Raw genomic sequence first — 22,138 nt, 5'->3', positions numbered from 1 at the left:
CGTGCGACAAACTGAAGGGAAACCTGTGCGCCATCGCGGCGATGGTGCTCGACTGCCCGGCCGACGAGCTGGCGTTCGAAGACGGGCGCGTGGTGCGGCAGGCCACGGGGCAAGCTGTGGAGCTTGCCGCCATCGCGCAGAGGAGCCAGTCGTTCTGCGACATCCCCGCCGAGGCCACCGCGTCGCACACGTCCCCGGTGTCGCCGCCGCCGTTCATGGTGGGCATGGTTGAGATCGAGCTTGACCGCGAAACCGGCGTCGTCGAGGTGCTCGACTACGTCAGCGTGGTCGACTGCGGCCTGCCCATCAACCCGGCGCTGGCGCGCATCCAGGCCGAAGGCGGCATCGTGCAAGGCATCGGCCACACGCTGCTCGAGGACGTCACGCGCACGAAAGCCGGCGCCATGCGCGAGTCGAGCTTCTTCACGTACCGCCTGCCCACGCGCCTCGACGTGGGGCGCATCCGCGTGGAATTCGAGCAATCGTGCGAGCCGACGGGCCCGTTCGGCGCGAAGTCCATCGGCGAGATCGTCATCAACACGCCGGCGCCCGCGCTTGCGCAGGCCATCTACCGCGCCACGGGCGTGTGGCACCGCGAGCTGCCCATCCTGCCCGAGCACATTTTGCTGGCGAAGGCGGGGCAGTAGGCATTCTTTGCGATCTGTTGCAGATTCGGCCGGGGGTGACGGCCATCATCGGCGGGGGCGGCAAGTCCACGCTGTTGCGTGCGCTGGCCGACGCGCTGGCGCCGCACGCGCGCGTGTTGGTGGCCACCAGCACGAAGATGTACGTGCCCGATTGGTGCCCCGTGGTGCGGGATGCGTCGCTTGCGGCCGTTGAACGTGCGTTTGCGGAAAGCCCCGTCGTGTGCGCGGGCTTATTGTGCGAGCTGCCGGGCAAGCTTGCGGCCCCGGGGCTGGCGTGGGAGGCGCTTGCGGGTGCGGCCGATTACGTGCTGGTGGAGGCCGATGGGTCGCGCCACCTGCCGCTGAAGGCGCACGCGGCCCACGAGCCGGTGGTGCCGGCGTGTGCGAGCCGGGTGGTGTGCGTTGCGGGTATCGACGGTGTGGGCGAGCCGGTGTCGCAGGCGTGCCATCGGCCGCAGCTGTTCGCGCAGCTGGCGGGCGTGCCGGTTGAGGCGCCCGTGACGCCCGAGGCGCTGGCCGCGGTGCTGAGCGCAGAAGGCGTGCACGACATTCTGTATATCAACAAGGTCGAAAGCGCCGAGGCGCGGCAGCTGGCGCGGCGCGTGACGCAGCTTGTGGCCACGCCTGTGGTGGCGGGAAGCTTGCGAAGGGGTGAGTTTGCGTGCTTGCGGTGATCAGGGGCGCGGGTGACATTGCCAGCGCCATCGCGTTGCGTCTGCACCGCTGCGGCATGCGCGTGGTCATGACCGAGATCGCGCAGCCCTTGACGGTGCGCCGCACCGTGGCGTTCAGCGAGGCCGTGCGGCTGGGCGAGGCCCAGGTCGAAGGCGTGCGCGCTGTGCGCGTTGCTAATGCCGGCGAAGCGGCAGCCGTACTGGCAGCTGGGCAGGACGTTTCCGTGCTGGTCGACCCTGCGTGCACATGCGCGCGCGAGCTTGCGCCCGACGTGGTGGTGGACGCCATTCTGGCGAAGCGCAACGTGGGCACGCGTTGCGACATGGCGCCTGTTGTGGTGGGCGTGGGGCCGGGTTTCACGGCTGGCATCGATTGCCATGCGGTGGTGGAAACCATGCGCGGGCACACGCTTGGCCGTGTGTATTACGAAGGGTCCGCCCTTGCGAACACGGCTGTTCCCGGGCTTATCGGCGGCTTTGCCGGCGAGCGCGTTTTGCGTGCTCCGTGCGATGGCGTGTTTTGCGGGGCGTGCGCCATTGGCGACCACGTGGAGCAGGGGCAGGCGGTGGCCTTCGTGGACGGCCAGCCGGTTGTGGCCATGCTAACGGGCGTGCTACGCGGCCTTGTTGCCGCCGGCGTGCCGGTTTCGCGCGGTCTGAAGTGTGGAGACGTTGATCCGCGCGACGATGCCAGCTATTGCGCGCTGGTTTCCGACAAGGGACTGGCCGTGGCGGGTGGCGTGCTGGAAGCGATTTTGCACGTAAGCGGCGCACTGTCAGGCGGCGAAAGGCGGGAAGGTTGAGCATGCGAGAAATCGCGGAATGCATGGCGGCCGCGTTGGCCGACGGGCGCGATGTGGTGCTGGTTACCATTGCTGGCGGCAAGGGCTCGGCGCCGCGGCATGCGGGCTCGCAGATGCTGGTGGATGCGGAAGGGCTTGCGTGCGGCACCATCGGCGGCGGTGCGCTGGAGGCCCACGCGATTGCCCAGGCGCGCGCGTTGCTGGGCAGCGGACACGGCCGCTTCGAACAGCTTGATCTTGTGGCTGACTTGGGTATGGCGTGCGGCGGGAGTGCAAGCTTGCTGTACGCGGCCGTGCGCGGCGGCGATGCGCGCTGGGCGCAGCTAGCTGCCGCCATCATTCGCTGTTTGGACGAGCGCATGCCGGCAACTTTGCTGCTGCGCTGCCCCGAAGGCCAGCAGCTGTTCGAAGCTGCGGCGGCGCTGGTTGACGGCGATGGCAAGGTGCTTGCGGGAGATTGCGGTGCGGTGCTGGCCGATGCGACTGAAATTACTGGTGCTGGTGGATTTGCCAGTTTGGGCAACGGTTCTGATGCCGTAGATAACGACGGCGCAGCCGGCCGGGCTGCGGTTTGTGATGCGACGCCGTTGCATTCTGCGGGCGCCGCGGCCTCGCGCTTCGATGGAGCTTGGCTTGCTCTTCCGCTTGAAATGCCTGTGCGTGCCGTGGTCTTCGGCGGGGGCCACGTGGGGCGCGCCACCGTGGCGGCGCTTGCGCGCGTGGGGTTCGCCTGCACGCTGTTCGACAGCCGCCCGGAGTTTGCTTGCCCGGAGGATTTCCCCGACGCCCGCGAAGTGCTGTGCGGCGATTTCGACAACATCGCCGCGTCCATATCGCTTGACGAGCGCGATTTCATTCTCATCATGACGCCTGGTCACAACTCTGATTTCGCCGTGCTTGAACAGGTGCTTCGTCAGCCGCACGCCTACGTGGGCCTTATCGGCTCGCGCCGCAAGATCGCCGCCGCGCGCCAGCAGATGCTTGCGGCGGGCATCCCGCAGGCAGACATCGACGCCGTGCACATGCCCATCGGCCTCGCCATCGACGCGGAAACCCCCGAAGAAATCGCTATCAGCATTACCGCCGAATGCATCCAAGCCCGAGCAGCGTTGCGCCGGTAAAATCTGACATAAGCTGACAAGGGGACAGGCCGTTTGCCAGGTTGAATGCGAAAGGCCTTGCGGTTCGATGGGAACTGCGAGGCCTTCGTTATTGCGGTTGCCTTGCGGGCGGTTTCCTTACAGGCAAGCCCCTGGCCGTGGTTGCAATCGGTGAACGCGCCCAGCCGGTGCTTGATCTGGTGCGCCCGGAAGTCGGTGATGCGGCCGAGGTGCTCGCGCGCCAGCGTTGCGCCTTCCTGGGTCTTGACGCACGTGGGGTTCGACATGATGCCGCCCAAAGTCCACGACGGTTTTGCCGGCCGCTTCCAGCTGGCCGCGCACCTGGTCGTACAGGCCGCTGCGCTTGATGGAGCCGCCGCCGAACGCCAGCATCACCACGTCGCCCATGCGGGTAATCTCGGCGTCAAGTGCCTACGCGGTCATGCCCTCGCCGAAGTGGACGCGGGGGGGGGTACGAGTAATCGAACGGAATCATATGCATCTCCTTGCGATGTTTTCTGTGGTTGCGCGGGCCGCCTGCGGCGGCTTGGCGCTGAGGGCCCGCAGCCGCGATTCGCGGTGCGCCGATCCCTTGCTTGTGGCCTTAGCGTAGCAACCGGTAGTAACAACCGGTCAAGCGTCAGAGCAAGCGAATTCACCAGCATCACGTTTTTTCTACTACCCACATCTGCTAATCGGTCCCCTACTTTGTAGGCGCGAGCGAAAGCTCCTGCCCAAATAGCAAGCGCCGAAGACGCGCCACCAATTTCCTTCTCCCAGAAAGCAGCATCGCGCAACCGCGTGCGTGGGCTGTCGGTGTCTTTTCCGCTTCGGCGCATTTCGCAATCTCGCAATGGGGTATCGTGCTTGTCGGTCAATGGTAGAAATAACTAATCGAACGGCAATGCAGGGGATTGTGGAAGGCGAAGGGGATGGCTGTGGCGAAGGATTTAAAAAACGGGCGCTCGTGGCCGCGGGGCGCTGCGATTGCGCTTGTCGCGGTGATCGTGTTGTGCACGGTCGGCTTCGGCGTTTACGTAAGCGACTACTATCACGCGGGCTCGGACGCGCAGTCGCTTGTTGCTGCCGGCGAAGATTCCGCGGGTGCGCGCATTGTCGACAATGGCTCATCCATCGCGGTGGGCGATCCCGCTTCCGAATACGGCGTGGTGCTGTACCCGGGCGCGAAGGTGGCCGCGCAGGCTTACGTGCCGCTGGCGTGTCAGCTTGCCGACCGCGGCGTGTACTGCGTTATCGCGAACATGCCGTTTAACCTGGCGTTTTTCGGCATTGATTCCGCGAATGCGCTTATGGCCGCCGCTCCGCAGGTTCAGCATTGGTGGCTTGCGGGCCATTCGCTTGGCGGCGCGATGGGCGCACAGTACGCTGCCGGCAATGCCGACAAGCTCGAAGGCGTCGCTTTCCTGGGCGCTTATGCCGCCAGCGATTTGTCGACCACGAACCTCAAAGCGCTGGTGATATACGGCGATGCCGATGGCGTGCTCAATCGCGGTAAGCTGGCTACGAACGAGACGAATCTTCCCGCGGGCGCGCAAACGCTTGTCATCGAGGGCGGCAACCACGCCGGTTTCGCCGACTATGGCCCGCAAGCAGGCGACGGCGAAGCAAGCATTTCGCCAACCCAACAACAATCCCAAACCGCCGCAGCCATCGCAAACGCCATGCGGGCATAAGTGGCATTGAGTATCGGACAGACAGCTAACAACGTGCGCTTCCTGGAATGGTGTGTTGCTACTGCATGAAGTCTAACTCGTTATGGGACCGGAGTTGGGTAGGGCATTGCCGCTTAGGATGAAACCGATGTCTTGGTCGGCGGCCTGCGGGGCAAGCGCGCCGTTGTAGCTGACGGAGTCTAGCGTCAGCTCGGCGCCGTCGATGGAAACGGTTGCGTTCCAGGAATCGCTGATGGTAACGGCCCCGCTTAGCGGAAGCCGCACGTTCCGGCTGGTCACGGCGCTATCGCCTTTATTCGTGACGGTAATCACGTAGCGGAAGAACTTCTGGTCGCCGGCTTCCCACCGGTCGGCCACTGTTGCGGTCCAGTCGAACGTGCCGGTGCTGCTGTGCAGCGCGCCGCCGGCCGCGGCAGAACCCGAATCGTTTGCGGAAGCGGCCGACCCCGCCGTCGTGTTTGCCGTGCCAGCTGCCGCGCCTGTTGCGCTTGCGGCGCTTTCGCCTTCGCTATGAAGCACGTCCCACAGCCAGGTGCCTTCTTCGGACAGGTCGTCGGCGGTGAAGCCCGACGTTTTGCCGCACGTGCTTTTGAACAGCGCCGACGCCTCGTCTTTGTTCGACAGGTTCCAGCAGGCGTGGCTGATGCCCAAATCGTTCATGGTTGCTACCCAGGCATCGGCCGATGTGCGGTCGATGGTGCCGTTGCCGCTGGCGTCGCAAATGCCGAATTCGCTGACGAACACGGGAAGCCCGGCGCGCACCGCCGCTGCCATGCGGTCGCGCACCAGGCTGTACAGCTCGTCGCGGTTGCCGCCTTCGCACCAGCCGCCGTTTTCGGCGGTGTATAGAGCCAGGCGCACCACGTTCGCGTCCCAATCGCGGCGCAGCTCGGTGAAGAAGGCGGGGTTGACGTAGCCCGGGTACCACGCAAGGCTGCGCGTGGACACCACGCGCAGCTGTACGGGGTCGCCGGCCTGGTCGCACAGCTGCGTGCCCACCACCTGCAGCGCTCCGGCGCTCGACGGCTTGGCAACGCCGCTTGCGGCTGGGGAGGGCGCTTCGTCCTCGGCGCCGTCGCCCTCGACAGGCGCGGCCTGCTGCGCGACCGTTTCCGGTTGCGCAGCAGGTTCGGCCGCCGGCTGTGCGCACCCGGCCAAACATCCGGCAGCAACAAGCGCCACCGCCACCAGCGCGGCGCGAACAACATCCCAAGAGTGGCTTCTCATCAGCAAATTCATGCGCAACCTCCCGTTTCCCTTCCCGCCCTCATAGCGTGCAGACGGATGGGGTGTCGATGCGGACTGGCTTGTTAGGAGGTTTTTGGACGTTTCCACGTTCGCTTTGGCAAGAACTCCCTTGTTCTGTATCTTGTCGGCAACTTCGGTCGTTGTTTGGCAATAATCCGATGTTTCTGTAGCCCGATCTTTCAAAGTCATCGCCAGGGTAATCGAAACCTGAAAGTGGGACAAAGGGACAGTCCCTTTGTCCCACCTTCGGGCGGCGGCCTTTCTGCGCTCGCTTCGTTCGCCCCGATCTTCGGCTGCGTCCGCCCGGCCCTTCGCCGCCTGCCCGCTTTATCGAAAAGCCGCTGCAAGGCTATCTTGACGGGCGCCTGCGGCTGCGGCGGGCGCCGTCTTGCGCTTTGGCGTCGCGGCAAGAAAAGCGGATTCCTGTAGCTTTCGGCCCGAGAAGCGGACCTCGCGGCAAGAATCCGGGATTCCTGTAGCGCCGAAGGGGCCTAAGCGGTGCAGGAACCCCGGATTCTTGCCAATTCCAGGCTTCCAAGGGGATTTGGCGCTACAGGAATCCGGAAATCTTGCCAAGACGAAGGCCGCGGGGCTCCCGCCATGCAGGAATCCGGAAATCTTGCCAAAGCCGCGCGCAGGCCGGGGTCGTATGTCGCCGCTTCGCCGTATAATCGCAGGCATGGATACTATCGCAATCATAGGAGGCGGCGCGGCGGGCCTTATGGCCGCCGTCGAGGCCGCGCTGACGCTGCGTGCCGCGGGTGCACGCGGCAACGTTGTCGTATACGAGGCCGATGCCGAGCGCGTCGGCCGCTCCATTTTGGCAACCGGCAACGGCCGCTGCAACATTTCGAACGCGGAAATCAGCGCCGACGTGTACCGCAACGCCGAGTTCGTCGGCCAGACGCTCATGGCGCTGCAGGGCTGCTACGTCAGCGAACGCGGCGGGGCCACCATCAAAGCAACCACGGCGAATCCCGTACTCGAACGCTTCGCCGACCTGGGTCTTTGTGTGCGCGAAGAGTCCGAAGGCCGTTTATACCCGCAAGCGAACAAGGCCACCAGCGTGCTCGACGTGCTGCGCGCCGGCGCCGATGCGCTCGGCGTGTGCGTCCAGGTCGGCAAGCGCGCCGAGCGCGTGGACGCGCCGCGCGACGGACGCGGCTGCTACAACATTCGTTTCTCCGATCGTTCCGTGGGGCATGCCGCGGCGGTCATCGTGGCCGTGGGCGGCCGTGCGGCGGCAAGCATGCAGCTGCCCGAGCCGCTGGTTTGCCAACCGTTGCGTCCCGTGCTTGGGCCCCTGCGCGTAACGAAAGCGGACGCCAAGCTCACGCGCCAACTCAACAACATCCGCGTGCGCGGCGCCATCGCGCTTGTGCGCGGTGGGGGGCAAGTCGCCCGCGAACGCGGCGAGGTGATGTTCCGCGACTACGGTGTCTCGGGCGTGGCGGTGTTCAACCTCTCGCGCCTGGCGCGCCCCGGCGACACGCTGGCCGTCGATTTTCTTTCCGATATCCCGCCGCAGCAGATGGAGCACTTCCTTCTGGCGCGCCGCAAGCGCATGCAGCGCTGCCTTGGCGCGGCGCCCACGTGCGAGCGGTTCCTCAGCGGCCTGCTGCTGCCGGCCGTTGCCGGCGTGCTGCTGCGACGCGCGGGCCTTGCGCCTGCGGCCGAGTTTGCGAAAACCGATGCCGCGAACCTAGCGACGGCGCTTAAGGGGTTTGCCCTCACGGTTGAAGGCATCGGCGACGAGCGCCAGTGCCAGGTTCGCCGCGGCGGCTTTCCCGTTGGTGCGTTCAACCCCGAAACGTGCGAATCCAAGGCGCACCCGGGCCTGTTCGTTGTGGGCGAAGCGCTTGACGTCGACGCCCCGTGTGGCGGTTACAACCTGCATTGGGCCTGGTCAAGCGGTATGCTAGCCGGTCATGCCGCCGCGCAGCGTGCCCACTGCAGTCAAAACACCGGTGGCAACGGCCGCCGCGCCCGATAATCCGGAGGAACCCATGCTCGAGATCTCAAACCTCGCCTTGCCGCTTGACGCCGGGCTCGAAGGCCCGCAAGCCGAAAAGCTCGTGCGCCGCGCCGCTGCCCGCGCGCTCAACGTCCCGCCGCGCGACATTGCGGAAATCCGCCTGCTCAAGCGCAGCGTCGACGCGCGCAAGAAGCACGATGTGCACTTCGTGGCCACCCTCGGCGTGACGTTAGCCACCGGCGCGCAAGCCGAAGCCGCGGCAATCGAAGCGGCCGCCGCTCGCAAAGGCGCGCCCAACGTGAAGGCGCACCAGCCCTACCAGCCACTGCAGGTTCCGCAAGCTGCAACCGCGTCGCGTGTCGCTGCCGAACCGCGTCCCATCGTGGTGGGCACGGGCCCCGCGGGCCTGTTCTGCGCGCTGTACCTGGCGCGCGCTGGCCTGCGCCCGCTTGTCGTCGAGCGCGGCGCTGCGGTCGACGATCGCCTGGCCGCTGTCGAAGCATTCAACGCCGGCGGCGAACTCAACCCGTACACGAACATCCAGTTCGGCGAAGGCGGCGCGGGCACGTTCTCGGACGGCAAACTCACTACGAACATCAAAAGCCCCTGGTCGCGCCACGTGCTGCACCTGTTCGTCGAAGCCGGCGCCCCCGAGGAAATCCTCTGGCAAGCTAAGCCCCACATCGGCACCGACCTGCTTGTCAACGTCGTGCGCACCATGCGCGACCAGATCGCTGACGCTGGCGGCCAGGTGCGGTTCGAAACTCAACTGACGGGCTTGCGGTTCGAAAACGGCGAACTTGCCGCCGCCGAGCTCACCGACGTTGCAGCCGGCACCGTCGAGCGCATCCCCGCGCGCCGCATCGTCCTTGCCTGCGGCCATTCGGCCCGCGACACGTTCGAGCTCATCCGCGACGCCGGCGTGCATATGGAGCAAAAACCGTTCTCGGTCGGCGTGCGCATCGAGCATCCGCAGCAGCTCATCAACCGCGCGCAGTATGGCAAAGCTGCCGACCATCCCGCCCTCGGCGCGGCCGATTACAAGCTGTCGGTGCACCTGCGCTCGAAGGCGAAGAAGGCGCAACAAGCCGCTGACCAGCAGGGTCGCGGCGTGTACACGTTCTGCATGTGCCCGGGCGGGGAAGTGGTCTGCGCGGCCAGCGAGCCGGGCGGCGTCGTGGTCAACGGCATGAGCCGCTTCGCGCGCGACGGGCGCAACGCCAACAGCGCGCTTCTGGTGGGCGTCGGCCCCGAAGATTTCGAAAGCGCCGATCCGCTTGCAGGCGTGCAACTGCAGCGAAACATGGAACGCGCAGCATACGAGGCTGCCATCGCCGCAGGTGGGAAGCCCTATCAGGCTCCGGCGCAAACCGTGGGTGATTTCCTTGCGCACGCTGCGGGAAACACCAGCAAAAACGTGCGCCCCACCTACGCCCGCGGCGTAGCCTGGTGCGACCTGCGCAGCGCGCTTCCGCCGTTTGTGGCCGACGCCATGGCCGAAGCGCTGCCGCTGCTCGACCGACGCCTGCACGGCTTCGCCGATCCGCAAGCGGTCATGACGGGCGTGGAAACCCGCAGCTCAAGCCCCGTACGCATCGTGCGCGGGAAAAACCTGCAAGCGCAGCTGGCCGCCGAAGCCCCCAATCCCGATGCGCAAAACGCCCCTGAACCCGAAACCGGCCTCTACCCCTGCGGCGAAGGCGCCGGCTACGCCGGCGGCATCATGTCCGCCGCCTGCGACGGCTTGCGCGTGGCCGCCGCCCTCGTTGACCAAGTCATGCAGCCCGGCCAAAAGCCCATGTCATCGCAAGAATCGTAGAGTCAAGCGCAAACGAACGCACCATGTAGGGCGAGTAAAAGCGCGGCCTCTCATAAACGGGGCGAAGGGCAGCCAGTCGTCCTGGCCCTTCGTCTCTTTTTCTGCGCGCGTGTGGTAAAATAACGTGTTTGTAAATTGGCATAGATGGTTGCGCCGGGCACGGCGCGGGCGCGCGGAAAATTCCGGACGCTTGGGGGAATGCGGGTGCGAATCCCGCGCTCTACCAGGAACCGTATACGCTGATGAACGGGCTGGGGAATCGGTCGCTCGCGAACGCTGCACGGGTGCTGTTTCTCGGCAAGCACCGCCGCAGGTATGCGGGCCGTTCAAACGAAGCAAAGTCGGAATGCCCATCCATCGCGGGAAAGCCCTGGAAGCGAGGTACCGATGAACATCGGCACGTTGTTCTCGCGCGTAGTGCGCGGCGAGCAAGCCTGCAACGAAGCAGGCAAGGCTGCCCTGCCACCTGGCAAGGCGAATCATGAAATTCCAACAATGAAATCACCTGGTCAGCGCGCGCTTTCTGTGTTCTTGGCAGTAACGCTTGCTGTTTCCATGACGCCTTCTACCGCCTTGGCAGATGCCCAGGCGGCCGCCGGCGCGCATGCTGAGCAGGCGCTTTCGGAGGCGCAGCAACCAGGTAACGCTGCCGCCGACGCTGCCGCAAGCGACGCGGCAAGCGGCGCTGCCAGCAAGCAGGCCGCCTCAAGCCAGCAGTCTGGCTCGCAGCAACATGAAACCGAGCAGGCGCAACAGTCCGCCGCAAGCAAGGAAAGCGACGAATCGGCTTCCGCAGCTGCCCCCGTGGCGCAAGCTTCGCCGCAATCCGCCGAAGCGCCTGGCGCCACCGACAACGCCTCTGTGCCTGCCGTCCAGTCCGACGTTACGCTGACCTCGTCTGCGAAGGTCTACATCCAGGACAAAAAGGACAAGGACAGCACTTGGTCGAACAAATACGGTTCGCTCTCCGCGGGCGACGTGCTGTGGGCCAACATGTACGACGACGTGGAAACCACCGACTACTGGGGCGACCTTGACACCGAGACGAAATCCATCGCCAATCCCGGTACGTGGACGTACACGTGGCTGGCCGGCACGGAAAAATCCAGCTCAATCGATTCCTACACTGAAGAAGTCGGCCACGAGCAAAGCCTCACCGTCACGTCCGACATGGCGGGTAAGTACTTCATCTGCAAGGTCACCGCTAACGGCAAAGACTACTACGGTCCGGCGAAAAGCTATGGCGAAGGCGTCAACGCGAACTACATTCCCGGCCCGGTCTTGGCGGCCGGCCAGGCAAGCTTGTACAACGTCAAGCTAAGCAATTCCACTCCGTCGGTCGGTGACGCGCTCACCGCTACGGCCTACACCGACTACTCCACGTCGGCCTCTGCCGACATTAACGTAACTTTCACCTGGTATTCCTCGAGCTCCTCCTCCGGAACCTGGACCAAAATCGAAGGCGAAACAGGCGCCACGCTCACGCTGACCGATGCGCTGCAGGGCAAGTACATCAAGGTTGTCGCCAGCGCCGGCGTCAACGACGTCGAGGCGAAAACTTCCGAAGCCGTCATGGCCGCTGGCGCCGTCAAGCTTGCCGGTGTTAAGCTGACGGCTTCTAGCAAGGAAGTCGGCGCCACGCTGACCGCGGCGGCATACGCCGGTTCTTCTTACAGCCCCACCTATGTAGACAACTCCAAGGTCACCTACACCTGGAAGTACTATAAGGGCTCGTCGGCGCCCAACTCCTCCACCACGTGGACGGACATTCCCGGCGTCGTCGGTCCCATGTTCACGGTGACCGACGACTACGTCGGCTGCTACATCACCGTGTCGGCCAAGGCCGGCGCGAATACCGTTACTTTCGGCAGTTACCCCGACTACGGCATCGGCCCGTTCAAGCTTGCCGGCGCGGTCGACATCTACTCCGCAGTGCTTGCCGATGCCGAAAGCGGCTCGACAGGCTACATATACACGGCTGACCAGACGGTTCGTGCCCTAGCAAGGGAACAGGGTGCCGCTAGCGGCGTCTACATTGACTCCGAAAAGCTCACCTATCAATGGCAGGTGAGCGATTCTAAGAACGGCACGTATACCAACATCGAGGGTGCAACCAACCAGGTGCTTCCGCTTTCCGCTTACGAGGGCAATTTCGTCAAGTGCGTCATCACGGCGAAAGTTGGCGGCAGCACTTACCCTACCAAGCCAACTAACAAAATCGCTGCACCCGGCTCGGTCAACGTCAGCAGCGTCAAGCTCAGCGCGTCCGGCAAAGTCAACGTGGGCGACACCATTACTGCCACGGCTACCGCTTCGGGCACCGATGTATCCGACAGCGATCGCGTGACCTGGCAGTGGTACTGGGGTGAGTCCGGCACTACCTGCACGAACAGGATCGAAGGCGCAACATCGCGCAGCTTCACCGTCACCAATGTCTACGAGGGCAAGTACCTCGTCGCGGCTGCCGACGGCGGCTTCGGCGATTGCACGTCTTCGTACGTCGGTCCCGCGGTGCAGCCTGGCTCCGTTACCTTATATAAGGTAGAGGTCACCGGCTCGGCCAAGGTTGGCGCCACGCTGACCGCTACCGCGTACAAAAGCAGTTACGCGCAGGTCACCTCGACCGACCGCGTCAGCTACCAGTGGCAGTACGCCGACACCAAAACCACCGCGGATTCCGCGTTTAAAGACATCGCGGGCGCTACGGGCGCAACGTACCAGGTCACCGACAGCATGGTGGGCAAGTACCTGCGCGTCAAGGCCATAAGCGACGGCACTGCGGTCAGCACGCAGAAGCCGGGCTCCTACGGCTCGGGCACCACGGCCGTCGACCCGCTCGGCCCGGTCACCATCGCCGGCCAGTACACGCTCTCCGCCGTCGAGCTGCAGAACGCTTACTCGGCTTTGCTGCAGGTAGGTGCAACCATCGCCCCGCAAGCCAAGGTTGCCAGCGGCTATTACGACAAGGATGCCCCGGAGGACGCCAAGCTCACCTACACCTGGTACGCCAAGGGCGAAGGCGATGCTGATTGGCAGCAGGTGACCGAAGGGGTTGCGGCCAACGGCTCGCTCACCATCGGGGAAGCGCTCGTCGGTAAGTCGCTCAAGGTCACGGCGTACTCGCTCGACAACACCGTCGAGTGGGCGTCGGGCACCACGGTTGCCCCGGCCGGCCAGTACAACCTGCTGCGCGTGACCACCACGCCGCAGTCCATCAGCTCCTCCACGCACGTCATCGCTGGCGACATCGTCACTGCGCAGGCGCAAGCCGTCCGTGCCGACGGTAATTCCTACACGGGCATCACCGTTTCCGACGGCGTGACGTTCACCTGGTATGTCGCCGATTCCGCCGATGGCGTGTTTTCGCAGCTTGAAGGCGTGTCGGGTGCAAGCGTCTCCGTTCCCGACGCCGCCGCGGGCAAGTACCTCAAGGTAGTTGCCGAAAGCGGTTCCTCGCGCGTGGAAACCGTGTTCGCCAACCCGGTTATCGACCGCACTTCGCTTGAGGCCTTGGCGCAGAAACTCTCTGCTGCCAACTTCAAGCCCACGCCTGTCTACGGCGAAGATACGAACATCAACGACGTGCTGTCCGCCAAAATCGCCGAACTCGGCTTCGAAGGTGTTTCCGTCAAGGTCAAGTCGGCAAGCTTCACCGCTTCTAACGACAAGGCCGCGGTCGGCATCTCCGCCGATGAGGACACCAACGGCAACATCACGTACTTCTACATGGACCCGAACGACTACTCGGGTTACACCTTCGACAGCCTGCGTTCGGCCAGCGTTTCCTTCGTGCTTTCGAAGGACGGCCAGTCCATCGACTACAAGCCCGGCAACATCACCGTGCCGTGGAACGAGGACATGCTTGAGCAGCTGCTTGATAACGCTGCGCAGGATCTGGCTATTGGATTTGCGTCGGACGATACGGCCGATTCCGTTACGGGTAACCTTTCGTTGCCGTACCAAGCTGGCTCGAACAGCAAATTCGAGGTTACGTGGGAATCGAATAGCAATCAGGTCGATATTTCCGGCTACGGTTGGAGCAACTACAGCGGCAAGGTGGTGCGCACTGCATCCGATCGCGCCGTCATGCTTACTGCCACGGTCAAACTCATGCCGAACGTTGGCGGCAGCGGCAACGGTGCCGAGGCGACGGGATCGCACGCCTTCACCATCACGGTCAAGGGCGACCCCCAGAAGGTGGCCGCCGAAAAGGCCGCGCTGCAAGCCAAGGTTGACGCCGGTTTCATATACGACAAGGTAAAGAACTACGGCACCGATACCGTTGCCAACAAGGATGGCCTTACGTCCGACCTGCAGATGCCGACTACGCGCAACCTCGACATCGACGGCAAGTACTATGAGGTGAAGTACGCGGCCAGCACCGACGACGTGACGTTCAACGGCTACAAGGGCACGGTGTATCAACCGCAGCCCGGCGAGCAGCCCGCGAATACGAAAATCACGCTGACCGTCACCGACAAGTCCAACCCCGAGATCACGGCCTCGAAAACGCTCGACTACGCGGTGCCCCCGCTTTCGCAGGCCGAGCTTGACGCCGAGCTGGCGCTCATGGAGCAGGCGAAGACCGGCTATGCCCAGGCTATCCTGAACGGCCAGGACGCATCGAAGGTCACCTCCGACATGCATGCGTTCCAGAAGGCTTACCTCAACGCTGACGGCAACCTTGCTTGGAGCTACGACCGCGCCACCACGGATGCTGCGGGCTTGGGCATCGTGCCGGTGGAGCTGCCGGGCTACGATTCCATGTCGGGCAACGATTGGCGCCTGTTCAAATCCAGCAACAGCGCCGTTATCGCCTCCGAAAACCTGCTGGTCAAACAGCCGGAATACAACACGAAGGTAACCATCACCTCCTCGCTTTCCAGCGAGAAGTTCGGCCGCTACGCCCAGCGCTATCCCGACAACGCAACATATGCAAAGCTGGCGAACCAGCAGGTTGAGGCGACGGTCACCGTAATCGGCACCAGCGGCATCGTCAGCCCCATCGTCAATGCCACGTGCTCGGTTATCGGCGTTGACGCGCAGGGCAACCAACAGACGTGGGCGGCTGCGCAGCCCTTCGAGCTGGCAAACGGCTCCACTGCGGCCGACATGACCATCAAGCTGTTCAATCAGGTCGGTCTTGTTGCCGACTACGAACCGAACACGACGTACGGCTTCTACCTGAAGAGTATTACGTCGCCGTTCGATAGCAGCCTGACGCTCGGTTACGACGCGACCACATACAAATATTGGCAACTGTTCGTGAACGGCAAGGCCGCATCTGCCGGCGCAAGCGGCATCCAGCTTGAAGAGGGCGACTCCGTCATCTGGTGCTACTCCGCGTACGGCGACCCGGCACCCTCCGACAAGCTGTCCGTGTCCTTCCAGGTGGTGGGCCAGGACGCCGATGGCGCTCAGCAAATGTGGGCGGCCCCGCAAACCGCCAGCATGCCGGAAGGCTCCACCGCGGCCGACCTGTCGGAGCTGATGTTTGCTCAGGCGGGCATCAAGGCTGACACGGGTACGGGCTCGTACGGCTGGTACCTCAATTCGCTGACGTCTCCGTTTGAAGGCGGTCCCACGCTCAGCTCCGAGCAAGTTGATGCAAGCACGTGGAAGTACTGGCAGTTCTTCATCAACGGCCAACTTGCCAACGTCATGGCTGGCAACTACACGCTGCAAGCGGGCGACACCGTGACGTGGGCTTACGGTGCCGACGGTGTGATGCCGGGCCAAGTCTCGGTGGCTATGCAGGTCATCGGCCAGGACGCGAACGGCAAAGCCGAGCGCTGGGCCGATGAGTCTCGCCACGTGTACCTTGAGGGCACGAAGCTTTCAGAGATAGTCGATCGGTATTTGACCGACTGCGGCCTTGACCCCCGGTTGGTCGCGTATGGGAATTACTGGCTTCTGAGGTCACTGAAGTCGCCGTTTGATGCCAATCGTGTGCTGCAGGGCGACTGGTACATTTTCGTCAACGGTAAGGCTCTCGATACCTTCGGTAACGATTGGGATTATGCGCTTAAGTCGGGCGATAGCGTCGCGTTCGTTTTTGGGACCGATGAGCTTCCCAACCTCGACGAAGTCGTAATCGATCCCTCCGCCGAACGTCCGAACTGGAAGGCCGATTGGGCTGGCGATACGTCGCGCCCGACCAGCGCGGCTACGCCCACCGACTTCCTCAAGAATTCGTGGACCTTTAACTGGAAGCAATATGGCACGAATCTGTACAGCAACGCTAGCGAGCCGATCATCGTCAACGGCTACATATACCTGGCCGTTGACAAGCAGCTGCTGAAAATCGACGCTGCTACCGGCGTTAAGCTGGCGCAGGCACCCCTGGCAGGTTCCATCGGCTACACCACGCGCCCGGTCTACGCGCAAGGCGTCGTCATGGTTCCGCTCGACGGTGGTGCCGTGCAGGCGCTTACCGCCGATACCCTGACCACCGTATGGTTGACCGACGCAGTCAGCTCAAAGGCCCAATCAAGTTCGCAAATTACCGTGGACGGCAATTACGTGTATGTCGGTACGGGCGAGTATGTGAGCGCAAGTACCTTCAATAACGGCTATCTTACCTGCATCAATATCCTTACTGGTGCTATTGCTTGGCAACATCGCAATGCCGACGAGGGGTATTACTGGAACGGCGCAGTAGTCGCGGGTGATTATGCCGTTGTGTCCACCAGCGCTGGCACTGTCGAGGTGCTAAACCGCTCAACGGGCGCAGTGGCAGGTACGCTTGCGCTCGGCGCGTCGGTGAACTCCGCTTGCGTGGTGTCCTCTGATGGTTCCACCATCTATGTAGTCTCGCGCGACGGCAAGCTGCATGTACTGAAGATTGAGACTGGCGCTACTTCCAGGAGCGGGGTGGCTTCATACGCCTCCATGGCTTCTGGCGGAATCATTTCTGAGGAGAAGGTAGTCGATCTCGGTCTTACGGGTTCCGCCTGCACGCCTACCGTCGCAGATGGCGTCATGTATGTTGGCGGCGAAAGCGGTTCCGGCGCGGTGCTTGCTATGGTCGACCTCGCAACTCTTTCGGTTAAGACCATCGGCAACGCTGATGGGAAAGCAATTCCCTGCGGCAATCCGGGTATGGGCGGCATCAAGGCGGCCCCGCTCGTGTCCGTGCGAAACGGTGCCACGTACGTGTACTTCACGGTGAACTACGGTGTACTAGACGATAATGGCAACTGCATTGGCGGTGGCGGCGTCTACCGCTACAAGGTTGGCGAATCCGAGGCGCAGCTGGTATACGATGCAGCGGGTCACAACAACTATTGCGACTCGCCGGTCATCGCCGACGCAGCGGGCAACCTGTACTACATCAACGACTCCGGCACGCTGTTCAAGCTGGCCGGCGGCGGAACCACGCCCGCTCCGATGCCTGACCCTACTCCGGATCCCGCGCCTAAGCCCACTCCTAAGCCGGATCCCTCCCCGGAACCGAAGCCTACGTCGAAGCCGGCAACGGACCCCGGCGACAGCACCATTCCTCAAGGCGGGCTTGTTGCGCCCACCCAGCTGCCGCTGGCAGGTGCTCCTGTTGCAACTTCGGCGCAGACCGCGCAGTCTGCAGTCGACCAGGCTTCTGCCGAAGCTTCCGATGAAGGTAAGGCCAGCGCGGAGCAGTATTCCGCAACGGCAACAACCAGCGAGTCTCGCGCGGTAACCGACCAGGGCGAGCAGGCTCCCGCTGCTCCTTCGTGGCCGTTTATCGTACTTGGCGTTGGCGTGGCCGGCGCAATCGGCGCATGTGTCTGGCTCATTGTCGCCAAGCGCAGCGCCCGTTCGAAGAAGGCATAGCGGCATGGCTGATCGCGATGATTCCAACGCTACCCGCACCTCGGCCGAGGCGGCGGCCCTAACGGTCGGCAGCGCAGGCGAAGATGGCGTGAAAGCAGCTGCCGGCAAGGCGCCTCTTGCGACCAAAACGAAAGTCGGCATTTCGGTGCTCGCCGCCGCCTCGCTGCTGCTTATCGCCATCGCGGCATTCGCGCTTGCCGGTGGGCTTTCCGCGCCTGACGGGGCGGCGCAAGTCGACGGCTCGGATTCGGCATCCTTGTCGGTTCAGCCAACGGCTGGCAGCACCGGCTTGCCTGACGCGGCATCGGACGTTAATTCGCAAGCAGCGGACTCGCCCGAGGGCGGCACCAGCCAAGAGCAAGCAGACGCGCCTTCGCAAACAAGCGAAGGCGCTGGCCAGGCGGTCACCGCAGCGCCCGCCGATTCGCCATTTGGCGGCAACGGGGCAACCGCATCGGCGCCCGCCGCTGGCAACGCGCCCGCATCCGGCTCGACTGCAAGCGGTTCCAGCTCGCAGCCGTCAACCGATGCGCCGCCTGCGCAAAACGCCGTGAACGTTTCCGTGTCCGTTGACAGCTCCGCCGTCGGCGGCGGCGTTTCCGCAAGCGGCAGCTTCTCGTTCGCTCCGGGCGCCACGCCGTACGATGCCTTGTGCGCGCTCGGCCTGTCCGTGAACGCGCGCAGCACCGGATACGGCACGTACGTGGCCGCAATCGGCGGGCTGGCGGAAAAGGAGCACGGAAGCCAATCCGGCTGGATGTACTCCGTCAACGGCAACACGCCCATGACTGCTTGCAGCAATTACGTGCTTTCCGACGGCGATTCCGTTGTTTGGTACTATGTTGCTGGCTAGTCGGTAGATTTTAAGCCGGGTGCTCGATGGCACCCGGCTTTTTCGTGAACGGAGCTTCGATATCGTGAACCAAAACGTGTTTCACCTCTATCATCCCGTTGTGCCGTTTGCTTATCTGGCCTGCGCTCTTGCGCTTACCATGGCCTGCATGCATCCTGTATTCGCCTGTTTGTCGCTTGCGGGTGCGCTTGCCTGCTCCGTGGTGTGTCGCGGCTTGCGCGCAACGCTGCTTTCGCTGCGCTGGGTCATCCCGCTTTGCCTCATCGTCTCCGCAGCGAACCCCTTTTTCGTGGCATCGGGGTCTACCGAGCTGTTCCGCATCGGGCCGCGCGCGGTCTATGCCGAGGCGCTTGTGTACGGCTTGTGCTCCGGCGCCGTGTTCGCAGCGGTGTTCTTGTGGTTCGCTTTATATTCCGCCTGCCTCGATAGCGAGCGGTCGATGATGCTGTTCGGTAACCGCCTGCCAACCATCACGCTCATGGTGTCCCAGGTCCTGCGGCTTGTCCCGCAGTTCGTGGGTCGGGGGCATACCGTCTTGTCTGCCCAAGCGGCAACAAGCGCAGCGGCGCCTCTGACCAAGCGCGACAAGGCGGCCGGCCGGTTGCGCGTGGTGAACGTGTTGATGGGCTGGGGGATGGAAGACTCCCTTTCGCGCAGCGATGCCATGCGCGCCCGCGGATATCACTGCGGCGTCGCCCGAACGTCGTACCAGCGTTTTCGTTTTGGGCCTGCGGACAAGTGCTTGGTGGCTGTTGTGCTGGCGCTTGCGGGGGTATCGGCTGCGTGCGCCGTCAACGTGCTTTCGGGATTCCGGTTTTACCCTGTTATCGCGGGAACGTCGCCCTGGTGGCTTTTCTTGCCATACGGCCTGCTTATGGCCGCCCCGCCTTTGCTTAACGCCGCCGATTATCTCCGCTGGAAAGTTCGCACTTTACGCTAACCGCGCTTCCCGCGTCACTTCCCGGCGTACCCGCCGCACGCACAAAGAAAAGGATGCATCGTGCCAGCTGATATCTCGCAATGCGCCTCGATGACGCACTACGCAATCGAAGTCGAACACTTCTCGTTCTCCTACCCGCAAAACGACGGTGCCGCCGCTCGCAATGCCCTGCAGGACATCTCATTCCAGGTTGAGCAAGGCGCCTTTTGCGTGCTTGTCGGCTCAACGGGCTGCGGTAAAACCACGCTTTTCCGCTCGCTGAAGCCGGAACTGGCCCCCGCCGGCTCCGTGTCCGGCTCATTGAAACTCTTCGGCAAACAGCTCGTGCAAAACGCCCACCCCGCTATGAGCCTATCGGAATCGGCCCAGCTTATCGGCTACGTTATGCAAGACCCCGACGCGCAAATCGTGTGCGACACGGTTTGGCACGAGCTGGCGTTCGGTTTGGAGAACATCGGCACCAACCCAAACGAGATACGCCGCCGCATCGCCGAGGTTGCGCACTACTTCGGAATCGAACCGTGGATGCACTCGAAAACCGAGGACCTTTCGGGCGGGCAAAAGCAATTGGTGAACCTCGCCGCTGTACTTGCTTTGCGTCCCCAGCTGCTCGTCCTCGACGAGCCCACGTCCCAACTCGACCCTAACGCCGTGAAACAGTTCCTGTTCATACTTTCACGCGTGAATCGCGAGCTCGGCATCACGGTGGTCATGGCAACGCATTCGCCCGAAGACGCCGCGCTGTACGCCACGCAACGCGTCGACCTTGACGATCCTGGCCCCATCGCCTCGTTCGACCAGGCAGCCGCCGCCATGCAAAGCCGCCGTCTGCAACGAGCCTCGCTGCTCCAACACGCCGAAATTGTTCTTGATATCAGCAACCTCTACTATCGATTCGACAGGCATGCCCCATGGGTCCTCCGCGGCGCGTTCCTGCAGGTGCAACAAGCAACCGTGCATGCTCTTGTCGGCGGAAACGGCTCCGGCAAAACCACCATGCTTCATTGCCTTGCCGGCGTGCTCAAACCGCAGCGCGGCAAGCTTCGCAACGCGCTCGCCTCATCCCAGGCCCTGCTCCCGCAAGATCCCAAATCGCTCCTCGTGTGCGACACGGTGCGCGAGGAGCTCATGGAGTGGGCCGACCGTTGCGGTTACGACCAGCTTCAAGCGCAGCGCATCGGCAAGCGCATGGGCCTGGCCGATTGTGCCGAGCAGCACCCATTCGATCTTTCGGGCGGTCAGCAGCAAAAGCTTGCAATCGCCAAGCTGCTGCTTGCGAATCCGCAGTTGCTTTTCCTTGACGAGCCCACCAAAGGCCTCGACCCGCAATCATGCGCCGCGCTGTCGCAAACAATCAAGTCCCTTGCCGACAAAGGCCACACCATCGTCCTGGTGACGCACGACCTGGATTTCGCGTTCGCAACGGCAGACACAGTTTCGATGCTGTTCGATGGCGAAATCGTTTGCACCGAGCCAGTCGAGGGATTCTTCAAACACAACCTCATCTATCGCACAAACGCAGAAAGCCGCCTGTTCGGGAACATCGTCAAACAGGCTCAACAGCAAGGCGAAAGCCCCAAACCAAATGGGGAAGAGCGCGACAGGACAGAGGCGCATGTATCATGAGAGCCTTTGCGAAAATCCCAACGTGCGTATGGGAGGCGATATCCATCATCGCCACCCCGGCGGTGCTTGTCGCTTGCGCTCTCTTACGTATTGAGCAAACCGCTCTGCTGTCGTTTGCCGTGGTCATGCTTTCGCTCGGGGTCTTCTTCGCCGGCTACGAGGCATCTGCGCCGCGACTGCGCGACATCATGCCAACCGTGGTACTCGCAGCGCTGGCTGCAGCGGGGCGTATCCTTTTTGCGCCTATTCCGGATTTCAAGCCCGTAAGCGCCATCGCCATCATCGCAGGCGTTGCATTCGGCCGAAAAAGCGGCTTTATGGTCGGTTCGCTTGCAGCTTTGGCGTCGAACTTCTTCTTCGGCCAAGGAGCATGGACTCCTTGGCAAATGTACGCATGGGGCCTCGTCGGCTACGGCGCCGGCCTGCTCGCCGAACTGCGCATGCCTAAACGGCCTCAAGTACATACCAATAAAGAAAAGGGCAACGACAAGGTCGAAGAAACCGAAAAGGACGTCCAGGCAACGCGCGCAATTGATGCGCATCCAATCGTGATTTACCCATATGGGTTTCTCTCGTGCTTAGGTTACGGCTTCATTTTAAACGCATGGAGTATCCTCAGTTTTTATCACGCGCAAGCCAGCGGCTTGGCAGGAGTCTTAGCGGTATACGCCGCAGCATTGCCTTTTGACGTGCTGCACGGTGTAGCAACGGTGGTCTTCCTTCTTGCGCTGTACCGCCCTTGGACAAGGAAGCTCAGGCGCACGAAGGCCAAGTTCGGGCTTCGCTGACGTCATATGTGTGCAAAATGTGTAGACCACCGCATCTCGAAGATAGGGGCTTGCCAAGGCGGCGGGGGAGGCGTAAAGTACATCCTCGCCTTGAGGGGCGGCAAGCGAAAGCGGGCCTGCTCCGAAGGGAAAGCCGCGGGGGAGGCCCCGCAGGCGGGA

Annotated in this window: 13 protein-coding genes; 12 read left to right on the top strand and 1 reads right to left on the bottom strand. The window is 63.2% G+C overall.

What is annotated here, in order from left to right; translation table 11 throughout:
• The 5 genes from ACWI6D_RS06865 to ACWI6D_RS06845 form a co-directional block, all read left to right on the top strand.
• A partial coding sequence (locus ACWI6D_RS06865) for a xanthine dehydrogenase family protein molybdopterin-binding subunit (RefSeq protein ID WP_449134146.1) occupies positions 1 to 647 on the top strand: 647 nt, incomplete at its 5' end.
• A 35-nt stretch (positions 648 to 682) separates the two neighbouring features.
• The gene (gene yqeC, locus ACWI6D_RS06860; protein WP_417751157.1) at positions 683 to 1,321 is read left to right on the top strand and encodes a selenium cofactor biosynthesis protein YqeC; all 639 of its coding nucleotides are present in this window, start codon (positions 683 to 685) and stop codon (positions 1,319 to 1,321) included.
• Positions 1,309 to 2,124: a selenium-dependent molybdenum cofactor biosynthesis protein YqeB gene (gene yqeB, locus ACWI6D_RS06855; protein WP_449134145.1), complete on the top strand. Its 816-nt coding sequence runs from the start codon at positions 1,309 to 1,311 to the stop codon at positions 2,122 to 2,124. Before yqeC ends, yqeB begins: the two co-directional genes overlap by 13 nt.
• A gap of 2 nt (positions 2,125 to 2,126) precedes the next feature.
• Complete coding sequence (locus ACWI6D_RS06850) at positions 2,127 to 3,245, top strand: XdhC family protein (RefSeq protein WP_449134144.1); 1,119 nt, start codon at positions 2,127 to 2,129, stop codon at positions 3,243 to 3,245.
• Positions 3,246 to 4,162: 917 nt separating this feature from the next.
• Positions 4,163 to 4,918, top strand: a complete 756-nt coding sequence (locus ACWI6D_RS06845; protein ID WP_449134143.1) for an alpha/beta hydrolase — start codon at positions 4,163 to 4,165, stop codon at positions 4,916 to 4,918.
• A 72-nt stretch (positions 4,919 to 4,990) separates the two neighbouring features.
• On the opposite strand, the gene ACWI6D_RS06840 is transcribed toward ACWI6D_RS06845, so the two are convergent.
• A complete protein-coding gene (locus tag ACWI6D_RS06840) occupies positions 4,991 to 6,157 on the bottom strand; it encodes a cellulase family glycosylhydrolase (protein WP_449134142.1) in 1,167 nt (388 codons plus the stop codon).
• Positions 6,158 to 6,845: 688 nt separating this feature from the next.
• Here ACWI6D_RS06840 and ACWI6D_RS06835 point away from each other — a divergent pair.
• The 7 genes from ACWI6D_RS06835 (at position 6,846) to ACWI6D_RS06805 (ending at position 21,979) form a co-directional block, all read left to right on the top strand.
• Complete coding sequence (locus ACWI6D_RS06835; RefSeq protein WP_449134141.1) at positions 6,846 to 8,159, top strand: aminoacetone oxidase family FAD-binding enzyme; 1,314 nt, start codon at positions 6,846 to 6,848, stop codon at positions 8,157 to 8,159.
• A 13-nt stretch (positions 8,160 to 8,172) separates the two neighbouring features.
• The gene (locus ACWI6D_RS06830; RefSeq protein ID WP_449134140.1) at positions 8,173 to 9,960 is read left to right on the top strand and encodes an NAD(P)/FAD-dependent oxidoreductase; all 1,788 of its coding nucleotides are present in this window, start codon (positions 8,173 to 8,175) and stop codon (positions 9,958 to 9,960) included.
• A gap of 387 nt (positions 9,961 to 10,347) precedes the next feature.
• Entirely contained in the window at positions 10,348 to 17,772 is a 7,425-nt protein-coding gene (locus tag ACWI6D_RS06825) for a DUF4430 domain-containing protein (RefSeq protein ID WP_449134139.1), read from the top strand.
• A 4-nt stretch (positions 17,773 to 17,776) separates the two neighbouring features.
• Positions 17,777 to 18,625, top strand: coding sequence for a DUF4430 domain-containing protein (locus ACWI6D_RS06820; protein ID WP_449134138.1), 849 nt, complete (start codon positions 17,777 to 17,779; stop codon positions 18,623 to 18,625).
• 64 nt (positions 18,626 to 18,689) lie between these two features.
• A complete protein-coding gene (locus tag ACWI6D_RS06815) occupies positions 18,690 to 19,565 on the top strand; it encodes an energy-coupling factor transporter transmembrane component T family protein (RefSeq protein ID WP_449134137.1) in 876 nt (291 codons plus the stop codon).
• A gap of 90 nt (positions 19,566 to 19,655) precedes the next feature.
• Entirely contained in the window at positions 19,656 to 21,191 is a 1,536-nt protein-coding gene (locus ACWI6D_RS06810; protein WP_449134136.1) for an ABC transporter ATP-binding protein, read from the top strand.
• On the top strand, positions 21,188 to 21,979 hold the full coding sequence (locus ACWI6D_RS06805; protein WP_449134135.1) for an ECF transporter S component: 792 nt from the start codon (positions 21,188 to 21,190) through the stop codon (positions 21,977 to 21,979). Before ACWI6D_RS06810 ends, ACWI6D_RS06805 begins: the two co-directional genes overlap by 4 nt.
• The last annotated feature ends 159 nt before the right edge of the window (positions 21,980 to 22,138 follow it).

Source organism: Senegalimassilia sp. (genome assembly GCF_977052095.1).
This window is presented reverse-complemented; position numbering and strand designations above follow the sequence as displayed.

Bases quoted from the DNA above. Each gene is read 5' to 3' on its own strand.
- ACWI6D_RS06850 (WP_449134144.1), top strand. From the start codon at position 2,127: ATGCGAGAAATCGCGGAATGCATGGCGGCCGCGTTGGCCGACGGGCGC.
- ACWI6D_RS06840 (WP_449134142.1), bottom strand. From the start codon at position 6,157: ATGAATTTGCTGATGAGAAGCCACTCTTGGGATGTTGTTCGCGCCGCG.
- ACWI6D_RS06835 (WP_449134141.1), top strand. From the start codon at position 6,846: ATGGATACTATCGCAATCATAGGAGGCGGCGCGGCGGGCCTTATGGCC.
- ACWI6D_RS06830 (WP_449134140.1), top strand. From the start codon at position 8,173: ATGCTCGAGATCTCAAACCTCGCCTTGCCGCTTGACGCCGGGCTCGAA.
- ACWI6D_RS06825 (WP_449134139.1), top strand. From the start codon at position 10,348: ATGAACATCGGCACGTTGTTCTCGCGCGTAGTGCGCGGCGAGCAAGCC.
- ACWI6D_RS06820 (WP_449134138.1), top strand. From the start codon at position 17,777: ATGGCTGATCGCGATGATTCCAACGCTACCCGCACCTCGGCCGAGGCG.
- ACWI6D_RS06810 (WP_449134136.1), top strand. From the start codon at position 19,656: ATGACGCACTACGCAATCGAAGTCGAACACTTCTCGTTCTCCTACCCG.
- ACWI6D_RS06805 (WP_449134135.1), top strand. From the start codon at position 21,188: ATGAGAGCCTTTGCGAAAATCCCAACGTGCGTATGGGAGGCGATATCC.